This window comes from Rothia sp. P5766, assembly GCF_048513555.1.
Lineage (GTDB): Bacteria > Actinomycetota > Actinomycetes > Actinomycetales > Micrococcaceae > Rothia.
The window spans coordinates 1-9,395 of sequence record NZ_JBLXXS010000027.1; the positions used below are offsets into that span (position 1 = coordinate 1).

Below are 9,395 nucleotides of genomic sequence, written 5' to 3' on the forward strand. Positions count from 1 at the left end.
CCGCACCAACATCGATGACCTGGCGGCCTTTATTACCGCCTCACCCACCTCCTTCCAGGCCGCCGCAGAAGCCGCCCGCCGCCTAGGCACCGCCGGCTTCACCCCGCTTGATGAAGAAGCAACCTGGGATAGCTCCGCAGCAACCGGCAAACACTTTGTGGTGCGCGACGGAGCGATCATCGCCTGGGCTGGTACCCAATCCCATACCGGCTACCGTGTGCTCGGTGCCCACACCGACTCACCGGGGTTCAAAGTCAAGCCTAAGTCATCCATCCGCACCCTGACCTGGAACCAGGTAGGAGTCGAAGTCTACGGCGGACCCCTACTCAACTCCTGGCTCGACAGAGAACTGCGCCTAGCCGGACGCCTGACCCTACTGCTCGACGGTCACCTAGAAAACCGGCTGGTCGCCACCGGACCCATCGCCCGCCTACCCCAGCTCGCCATCCACCTGGACCGAGAAGCCAACAACGGTTTTAAGCTGGATAAGCAGGGCAACCTCTACCCGCTCTGGGGCTTCGGGGACTCCACCGGAGACGTCCTGGCCTACCTAGCAGAACACGCCGATGGCGGGCCGGTAGACCCCGCCACCATCGTGGGCTACGACCTCATGTTCGCCGATGCAACACCCCCCAGCGTTTTCGGCGAAAACCAGGAACTTTTTGCCTCGGGCCGTCTGGATAACCTCAGCTCCGTGCACGCCGGGCTGACCGCCCTCACCCGCTACGCCGCCCACCAGCCGAACAACCCCCAGCACACCGTCATGCTGGCCGCCTTCGACCATGAAGAAATCGGCTCAGAAAGCCGCTCCGGTGCCGCCGGGCCCTTCCTCGAAGACGTACTGGTTCGACTCTCCCAGGCCAGGGGAGAAACTGTTGAGGACTACCGCCGAACCCTGGCCGCCTCCATCTGCCTCTCATCCGATGCGGGGCACCTGATCCACCCCAACTACACCGGCCACCACGACCCCACCGTTCGCCCCCTACCCGGTGGCGGGCCCCTGCTCAAAATCAACGCCAACCAGCGCTACGCTACTGATGCGGTGGGGGCCGGTATCTTCGCTCAGGCCTGTGCGCTCGCTGGGGTTCCCTACCAGGAGTTCGTATCGAACAACAATGTTCCTTGCGGCTCTACCATTGGGCCTATCACCGCCACCCGCCTGGGTATGCGAACGGTCGATGTGGGTGTTGGACTCTTGTCTATGCATTCGGCCCGGGAGCTGACCACCGTAGCTGATATGGCCTACCTGGCCCGCGCTATTGAGGGTTTCTACCGCCTGTAAAAGCACAGCTGAATGGGTAGAAATCTGTGCCCTTTTGGCTTCGCCAACACCCGTAACGCCAGCCCCGAGCCAGTTGGCTCAACCAAGGGCACAGAGCTTGAATACCAGGCCTATGCCAACACCCTTGACATCAGCCCCGAGCCAGTTGGCTCAACCAAGGGCACAGAGCCCAAGACACCAACCTCTCCAAGACCCTTAACGCCAGCCCCGAGCCAGTTGGCTCAGCCAAGGGCATAGCGCTCAAGGTTCCGCTCCGATAAGACTTTAAAAAGTCAGCCCCGCACCAAGCCGGGCGGGGCTGACTTCAAGCAAAAGTGTTACCTGTACCAGGTATCAAAGACGGTGACGGGGGTGGTGCGTTTATGGCGTGAGCGCAAGAAACGGCCCTCAATATTCTCAGCAGCCGCAGGGTCAATCTCTTTACCCTCAAGATAGTCATCAATCTGGTCGTAGCTGACACCCAACTCGTCCTCATCGGTACGGCCCGGTTTGCTATCGAGCAGGTCAGCGGTGGGCACCTTCTCCCAGAGCCTCTTTTCAGCCCCCAGAACCTTGAGCAGCTCACGGTTTTGGCGCTTGTTGAGGCCAAAGAGAGGCATTATGTCGGCCCCGCCGTCCCCGAACTTGGTAAAGAAGCCGGTCACAGCCTCCGCCCCGTGGTCGGTCCCCACCACGAGCAGGTTCCTCTCACCGGCTAGGGCGTACTGGGCGATCATGCGCGCACGCGCCTTGACGTTGCCCTTATTGAAGTCCGAAATCGGCTGGCCGGTGGCATCGGCAAATGCCGACTCGAAACCATCAACAGCCGCCGCAACGTTATAGGTCACGGTCTGCTGGGGCATGATAAAGCGCAGGGCGGCCTGGGCATCCTCCTCGTCGGCCTGCACCTTATAGGGTAGGCGCACGGCAATAAACTCGGCCTGGATATCCTCAAGTTCCAGCGCCTCCACCGCGAGCTGGCAGAGCCTGCCCGCCAGAGTGGAATCTAGTCCCCCGGAAATGCCCAGCACGAAGCCGCGGGTCCCGGTAATTTTAAGGTAGTCAACCAGGAACTGCACGCGTTTGCGGATTTCCTCGGTGGGATCGATAGTGGGTTTAACACCCAGTTCTTCAATAATGTGAGCCTGTAGTTCGCGCATGACTCCATGCTACTCGGGAGCCCTCTCCTTGCGCTTTATCTAGCCCCAGAGAATGAGAAAGAGGTCTTATCTTCTCATCTGTGAGGATGATTTCAGAGCAGATGAGGCCCCTCAACGGTATAAACCTGTCGGGGTTGACTTAGAGTATTAGGTAGAAGTAAAAAATCCCGCGAAAGGCTTCAGCGTGACTGAGCAGAACAATCCTCACCTGCCCCACCAGAACAGCAATTCATCAATCGGCCCTGAGGGTGAGGCTCCCCAGTCACCGAACCACCGGGCTGAGCCGGAACCAGTCGAGCAGGCCCCCAACGCGCCCCAGCAGGACACCCCGGTGTACGGTCAGCCCAGCCAGCAGACACAGGACTACACCGCTCAGCAACCCGATTCTGCCCAAGCTGACCCCTCCGCACCGCAATCACCCGGTTACGGCCAACAGCCTTCCGGCCAGCCTGGTGCCTACAGCGCACCTGGTTACGGTCAGTCCGGCCCCAGCCAGCCGGGCGTTGGTCAGCCAACCTTTGATGCCTACGGCAACCAGATTCCTTCTGATGCCAAATCTATGGCTTTGTTCGCCCACCTTTCAGGTCTGATTGGGCTGGTAGTTACGGTCTCATCCCTTAATTTTATTGGGCCTCTGATTTTCTGGTTCATTTACAAGGACAAGCCCGGCTACCAGTTCGTGCGTTACGCAGCGGCTGGGGCCTTTAACTTCTCCTTCACCATGTGGCTTATCAACGTGGCTGTCTGGATTCTTACCATTGCCACGCTTGGTATAGCAGCGGTATTTACCTGGATTATCCTGCTTGCTGTTTGGGTAGCCCTCATTGTTCTGCACATTATTGCCGCTGTTAAGGCAAATAACGGGCAGGTCTACGACTACCCCATGGCCATCAAGGTCCTGAGCTAGTAGGCCTTTAACGCTCAAAGGGACTGGAAGCACCGGGCTAATGCGGTGCGTTCCAGTCCCTTTCCCTTATAAGGGGTAGGCCAGACTCATGCTCCTTGCTGACCTTCTCACCTGGTTCGCTATCGCTCACACGGCGATTCACGCCCGCTCCGAGCCAGCAACTTCGCTGTGAGCCTTCTGCTACCACGGATGAAAGGTAGGTATTAGCCGGTCAGCTCGTCCAGCAGGGCCAGGACACGCTGGTTGATGTCATCACGGATCAGCTTCATGCGCTCAGCTCCCTCAATCCCGCGCAGGGACGGTTCATCGGTTTCCCAACGCTCGGTCTTAGCTTCAATCTCGGGGCTGACCCCTTCAAGGTGGGCGGCGGTACCAACAATAATGATGCGGTCGGCCTCCTGCAGCTCCTGCTCGCTCGCGTACTTGGGGTAGCCGGTGCTCATATCGGCCCCTAGCTCAGCTAGTGACTCAGCAGACTCAGCGTTTACAGCACCACCAACCGCGGCCTGAGTTCCCGCTGAGGTGGCGACCACCTGCCCCTGGGCGTGCAGGTTCATCAGGGCCTGCGCCATCTGTGACTTTCCCTTGTTGGACTGGCAGACAAAAAGGACGCGGGGTGGGGTTGCCATAGCTCTCCTCAGCTTGAGTTCGGTGACTAAAGATAAGCCTAGCGCCCAGGGCGGCTGGCCAGCTGTACCCTGCAAAAATATGCACAAGTGAACCTGGCTGGGTCCGAAAGAAGAGGAAACTTCTCCAGGCAGGTTAGACCCTGCCTAGATACCGTGAATACCATTTAGCTGGTGTTGAAGATGTCGCCGCCTGCACTGACGCCATGGAAGAAGTCCCTGCCCTCCAGTCGCGCGGTGACTACCCTACTGGCCGAGCACCTGGACTAGGGAATGTTTGGCCCTGAGGTTGGCAAACTGGTGGATAATGCCGGCATGTACCATGCCTGGGCCGAGGGAACCGAGCCAGGCAAGTCGCACAACCACCTGTCCATTATTGGGTGCAAGTTCAACGACCGTATCCATAACGGGCAGATGGACACCTCTGAACTGCGCGGTATGGGGCTGGCCTTGAACCACCCCCGCCCCCGAGGATGAAGAAGAGAAGATTACGGTCTACTCGGTGGGAGGTATACCTATTAAGGATATTGTTCGGGGCACCGTGGTCTACCGCAAGGCGGTCAAGAAGGGGATCGGCGCCGTGCTGAACCTGTGGGAAACTCCCGCTATGAGCTAGTTCCCTGGGGGGGGTGAGCACCTATCTTCTCGCTGGGACGAGAGAGCAGGTGCATTTTTATGGGGCGTGAATCACACAGAATTTGGATAGTATAAAACTATGCTTTCACATGATGCGGGACACTGGAGTGGGTACAATCAAGCCCAGGTGGGCAGACATGTGCGCTCTTTACTGACTGATGCCCTCTCATTCCTAGATGTTTGCGGGGGCAAGGCTCTTGATGTGGGGGCTGGAGCGGGCATTGAAACAAAAGCACTGTTGGCTCAAGGGTTTGATGTTCTGTCAGTGGAGCCTACTCCTGCCTCTGGGCAACTCATCGCACAAGAGATAGTTCGGTCGAACCCCGAGTGGTTGAGCCGCTGGGAACTTGCAACCTTGCCTATTCAAGATGTGGGTTTAGAATCATCGTATTTTTGCTGTATTTATGCCGGCTTTTCCCTGCCGTACTGCCCACCGGAGGTTTTTGGTGATGTGTGGAGTCGGCTCCTGAGCAGTCTTGCCCCTGGCGGGCTGATTGCTGTGGACCTCTTTGGCCCCGAGGATAGTTGGGCGCAGGAATCTGATATTTCTAGTGTTGAGCGTTCCTGGTTGGAGGAGAGCCTACGCGGCATGCAAGTGCATCGACTTGAGGAACAGGCCTACTGGGGTAAGACTTTTTCGGGGGAGAAGTTCTGGCACACCTTTGAGCTAATAGCCCAGAGACCGCACAAGCCCTTACCTACTGCTGCAGAAGTGAGATAAGGGCATATGTGGCAGTTGCCTTCACAGGCTACAGATGAGCACCAGAGACCTAATCCGCTCTCAGGAGCTCTTCAAAAGGGGTGACAGAGAGCCCAACTGACCCCTGTGGCCGAGTTACCTGAGCGGCTTGAGGCCCGGGTCTTTTCTGACCTGCGATACCAAAGAAGGACCCTGCATTGAGGGTTTCTTGGGTATTTGGCTTATTTGCTTTTTCTGTTAGCTGGTTTCCGCTCGTGGGGCGGTACCCGTACGTGCCCGATAGGTAGTGAGCCAGCTCTTGAGCGGCCCGATTAATACGGGGTTGAAGATCAAGATCTGCCCCATAATCATCTGTGGCCGCAAAAACAGCGGTAGGCATGATGTGCATCCGCAAGTAGGCAAAGAGCGGTCGCATGGAGTGTTCTACCATGAGAGAATGACGGGCTGTTCCACCGGTTGCCGCCAGAAGAACTGGTTTACCGTGTACATCCTGGTCATCGACGATGTCCCAAAACATCTTGAATAGCCCCGAATAACTTGCTTTGAAAGTCGGGGTAACGGTGATGACCGCGTCCGCTTTCCTCAAGTGATCCAGAGCCACTGCGAGTTGGCCACTGGCGAAACCCAGCGAGAAAAAATCGGTCAGAGGCTTGGCTAAATCACCAAGGGACACCTGAATTATTTCTACCTGCTCACCTTGAGCAGCAAGGTTCTTCCGGGTGGCATCTGCTAGCTGTTGGCCTAAAAGTTCTGTGGTGGAGGGGGTAGTAAACCCTGCGGTTATCGTGATTATTTTCAGCATGACTTAGGCCTGAAGCTCTCCGATAGAAGCTGGGTCAACGGCACCTTGGTAGGTGGGGTCGGTCATCTTACCACCAGGAACCGGCTTATAACCTGCCCTATCACGGGCCAGTAAGGAGGCGTGGGTGGGAGCCTGCGGCACATGAGCTGGCTTGAGCAGGGCAAATTCCTTGCGGAGAACTGGCACTACTTCCTCGCCCAGGATTTCTATCTGATGGAGCACCTCTTCATGGGGTAGCCCCGCATGGTCGATGAGGAAAAGCTGACGCTGGTAATCGCCTGCATAGTCCCGGAAAGACAGGGTCTTTTCAATTACTTGCTCGGGTGAGCCAACGGTTAGTGGGGTCTGCTCCATGAACTCTTCTAGGGAGGGGCCGCCACCGTAGACGGGGGCATGATCAAAATAGGGGCGGAAGTAGTTGATCGCCTCTTGGGAATTCTTCTTCATAAAGACCTGGCCACCTAAACCCACGATAGCTTGGTCGGCGCGGCCGTGGCCGTAGTGTTCGTAGCGTTCACGGTAAAGGTTGATCATCTGCTGGGTGTGTTCTTTTTTCCAGAAGATGTTGTTGTGAAAGAAGCCGTCGCCATAGTAAGCGGCCTGCTCAGCAATTTCTGGGGTGCGGATGGACCCGTGCCAAACAAACGGGGCCACTGAATCGAGAGGTTGCGGGGTGGCTGTAAAAGCGTTGAGTGGGGTGCGGAATTTACCGGACCAGGTAACGCGCTCTTCGTTCCAGAGGCGCCGGAGCAGCGCATAGTTTTCAACGGCTAGGTTCAGGCCCTGGCGGATATCCTTGCCGAACCAGGGGTAGACGGGGCCTGTGTTGCCGCGCCCCATAATCATGTCTACTCGACCGTCTGTCAGATGTTGCAGTGTTCCATAGTCTTCTGCAATGCGGACAGGGTCGGTTGTGGTAATCAGGGTTGTCGAAGTGGAGAGCTTAATGTTCTTGGTTTGCGCTCCAATATAGGCGAGGGTGGTGGTAGGAGAGGAGGCTATAAAGGGTGGGTTGTGGTGCTGGCCTACTGCGAAGACATCTAGCCCTACCTCTTCGGCTTTTTGAGCCATTTCGACGATATTGCGTTGGCGCCGGTACTCGCTGGGGGCCTTGCCGCTGTGGGGGTCTGGGGTGATATCGCCTACTGTGAAGATGCCAAATTGCATGATGGATGCCTTTCTTTTTGAGTTTTATCTCTTGTATAGCCCCCACTCTAAACCTAAATACTTTCCTTGTAAAGTAATTTCTTGTTTTGGGTCGGATGCCTAGGGCAAGTACTTACCCAAAAAAGAGCCCTGGCTCAATTGAGCCAGGGCCACAGACCGGGTGACATGACAGTAGAAGTAGAAAAGACCCCATAGGAGACCGGGGGGTGAGAATAGGCCGAGCTACAAGGCGCTAGATACAGCAGGTATAGTCCCTGCGCGGTTGGCTAGTTACCAACCGCCACCTGAGGTCAACCGCTATCGTTCTAGCACCAAGCATTCATGGCAGTAGCTCTACCAGATCTTAACCCGCTCTTCGGGGGCCAGGTAGAGGGCATCACCCGGCTGAACATCAAAGGCCGTATAGAACTCGTCAATATTGCGCACTACGCCGTTGACACGGAACTCCTCGGGGGAGTGCGGGTCAATAGCCAGGAACATCTCTGCGGTCTGGGGGCGGGTCTTCATACGCCAGCCCTGCGCCCAGGCCACAAAGACACGCTGGGTGGCGGTCAGGCCGTCAATCACCGGGGCAGTCTCCAGGGTCAGGCCCTGACGATCAAGCGCAATTTTGTAGGCCTTCAAGGCAATAGAAAGACCACCCAGGTCACCAATATTTTCACCCAGGGTCAGCTCACCATTAACCGTGAACTTTTCGGGGTCAAGGCCGGTGGGGGTGTAGGCGTTGTACTGCTCCACCAGGGCCTTAGTGCGCTCGGTGAACTCTGAACGGTCAGCGTCCGTCCACCAGTTATTGAGGGCACCGGTGCCGTCGTACTTAGAACCCTGATCATCAAAGCCGTGCCCAATCTCGTGCCCAATCACACCGCCGATGGCACCGTAATTAACGGCATCATCAGCCTCAGGATCAAAGTAGGGTGGCTGAAGAATGGCCGCAGGGAAGACGATCTCATTGGCCGGTGGCATGTAGTAGGCGTTGACGGTCTGCGGGGTCATCAGCCACTCGTTCTTATCGACCGGTTCGTTGATGCGACCCACCTGGAACTCGTGTTCAAAGACCGCCGACCGGCGCAGATTCTCAAAGAGATCATCGGTCAGTTCCAGCTCAGAGTAATCCCGCCAGATGTCGGGGTAGCCAATCTTTGTGACAAAGCTACCCAGCTTTTCCAGGGCGCGGGCGCGGGTCTCATCGGTCATCCAATCCAGGGTGCCAATCGACTCGCGGTAGGCCGCCAGCAGGTCATTGACCAGTTCCAGCATCTTAGCCTTGTGGGCTGGCGGGAAGTGGATAGCAACGTATTCCTTACCCAGCTCCTCACCCAGGGAACCTTCTACCAGACCAACTCCGCGCTTCCAGCGCTCGCGCAGTTCTTGGGAACCCGAAAGGGTACGCCCGTAGAAGTCAAAGTTCTCAGCCACAATCGCTTCGGTCAGGTAGGGCGCACGGGAATGAGCCATATGCCAGATGTACCAGAGCTTCCAGATAAACAGCGGGGCAGTGGCCCACATCTGGGCGGCGGCCTCAAAGTAGGAGGGCTGGTTAACCACCACGGTACCCGCTTTCTCCAGAGAGATGCCCATGCCCTCAAGCCAGCTGCTAAAGGGGAAGCCTGGGAAACTGGCCTCTAGCTCCGATGCCTGAATTGGGTTATAGCGCAGATCGGCATTGCGGGACTTAACGTTATCCCAGTGGTGGGAGGCAATCTCGGTCTCATGGGCAAAGACAGCTTTAGCGGCATCGGCGGCTTCTAGCCCAAAGTTCTCGGCCAAACCGGTCAGCTCAAACATGCGGGTGATGTGCTGAAGGTAGGCATCACGGATCTCGGCGTACTTTTCGTCGCGGTAGTAGGACTCATCAGGCAGGCCCAGACCGGTCTGGGACAGGTAGAGCACATACTTCTCGGGGTTCTTAGCGTCAATGCTGGTGTACCAGCCAAAGGGGCCGCCGTGGCCCTGAACATCGAGCGCTGCCATGACCCGCACTATGTCATCGGGGGTGGCGGCGGCCAAAACCTGCTCGACTTCGGCAAGTAGGGGAGTGAGGGCGTCCTGCTCAATTTTCTCGGTATTCATGAAAGATGAGTAGAGCGCACCGATACGGGAGCCGGGCTGTTCGGCGGCGAACTTTTCGACAAT

Annotated in this window: 9 protein-coding genes; 4 read left to right on the plus strand and 5 right to left on the minus strand. The window is 57.1% G+C overall.

Annotated elements, in window-relative coordinates:
* Window positions 1-10: 10 nt before the first annotated feature.
* Complete coding sequence (locus tag ACN08V_RS10260; RefSeq protein ID WP_419105482.1) at window positions 11-1,282, plus strand: M18 family aminopeptidase; 1,272 nt, start codon at window positions 11-13, stop codon at window positions 1,280-1,282.
* A gap of 317 nt (window positions 1,283-1,599) precedes the next feature.
* Here the strand turns inward: ACN08V_RS10260 and nadE are convergent, their stop codons facing one another.
* Window positions 1,600-2,421, minus strand: coding sequence for an ammonia-dependent NAD(+) synthetase (nadE, locus tag ACN08V_RS10265; RefSeq protein ID WP_419100284.1), 822 nt, complete (start codon window positions 2,419-2,421; stop codon window positions 1,600-1,602).
* A 184-nt stretch (window positions 2,422-2,605) separates the two neighbouring features.
* Here nadE and ACN08V_RS10270 point away from each other — a divergent pair, with 184 nt between their 5' ends.
* On the plus strand, window positions 2,606-3,328 hold the full coding sequence (locus ACN08V_RS10270) for a DUF4870 domain-containing protein (RefSeq protein WP_419105477.1): 723 nt from the start codon (window positions 2,606-2,608) through the stop codon (window positions 3,326-3,328).
* Between the two features lie 203 nt (window positions 3,329-3,531).
* Here the strand turns inward: ACN08V_RS10270 and ACN08V_RS10275 are convergent, their stop codons facing one another.
* Window positions 3,532-3,957 (minus strand): low molecular weight phosphatase family protein, encoded by a 426-nt coding sequence (locus tag ACN08V_RS10275; RefSeq protein ID WP_419100282.1) that lies wholly within the window; start codon window positions 3,955-3,957, stop codon window positions 3,532-3,534.
* Window positions 3,958-4,227: 270 nt separating this feature from the next.
* Between ACN08V_RS10275 and ACN08V_RS10280 the strand changes: the two genes are divergently transcribed.
* A complete protein-coding gene (locus tag ACN08V_RS10280; RefSeq protein ID WP_419105478.1) occupies window positions 4,228-4,431 on the plus strand; it encodes a hypothetical protein in 204 nt (67 codons plus the stop codon).
* 298 nt (window positions 4,432-4,729) lie between these two features.
* Window positions 4,730-5,311, plus strand: a complete 582-nt coding sequence (locus ACN08V_RS10285; protein ID WP_419105479.1) for a class I SAM-dependent methyltransferase — start codon at window positions 4,730-4,732, stop codon at window positions 5,309-5,311.
* 49 nt (window positions 5,312-5,360) lie between these two features.
* Here ACN08V_RS10285 and ACN08V_RS10290 read toward each other — a convergent pair whose 3' ends face one another.
* The 3 genes from ACN08V_RS10290 to ACN08V_RS10300 form a co-directional block, all read right to left on the minus strand.
* Entirely contained in the window at window positions 5,361-6,092 is a 732-nt protein-coding gene (locus ACN08V_RS10290) for a CE1759 family FMN reductase (protein ID WP_419105480.1), read from the minus strand.
* 3 nt (window positions 6,093-6,095) lie between these two features.
* Window positions 6,096-7,259, minus strand: a complete 1,164-nt coding sequence (locus tag ACN08V_RS10295; RefSeq protein ID WP_419100279.1) for an LLM class flavin-dependent oxidoreductase — start codon at window positions 7,257-7,259, stop codon at window positions 6,096-6,098.
* Between the two features lie 333 nt (window positions 7,260-7,592).
* Window positions 7,593-9,395: M13 family metallopeptidase (locus ACN08V_RS10300; RefSeq protein ID WP_419105481.1), on the minus strand; the 1,803-nt coding region annotated here is incomplete at its 5' end.

What these genes read in the sequence shown, in the direction of transcription:
- ACN08V_RS10275 (WP_419100282.1), bottom strand. Translation starts at nt 3,957, where the DNA reads ATGGCAACCCCACCCCGCGTCCTTTTTGTCTGCCAGTCCAACAAGGGA.
- ACN08V_RS10290 (WP_419105480.1), bottom strand. Translation starts at nt 6,092, where the DNA reads ATGCTGAAAATAATCACGATAACCGCAGGGTTTACTACCCCCTCCACC.
- ACN08V_RS10295 (WP_419100279.1), bottom strand. Translation starts at nt 7,259, where the DNA reads ATGCAATTTGGCATCTTCACAGTAGGCGATATCACCCCAGACCCCCAC.
- nadE (WP_419100284.1), bottom strand. Translation starts at nt 2,421, where the DNA reads ATGCGCGAACTACAGGCTCACATTATTGAAGAACTGGGTGTTAAACCC.
- ACN08V_RS10280 (WP_419105478.1), top strand. Translation starts at nt 4,228, where the DNA reads ATGTTTGGCCCTGAGGTTGGCAAACTGGTGGATAATGCCGGCATGTAC.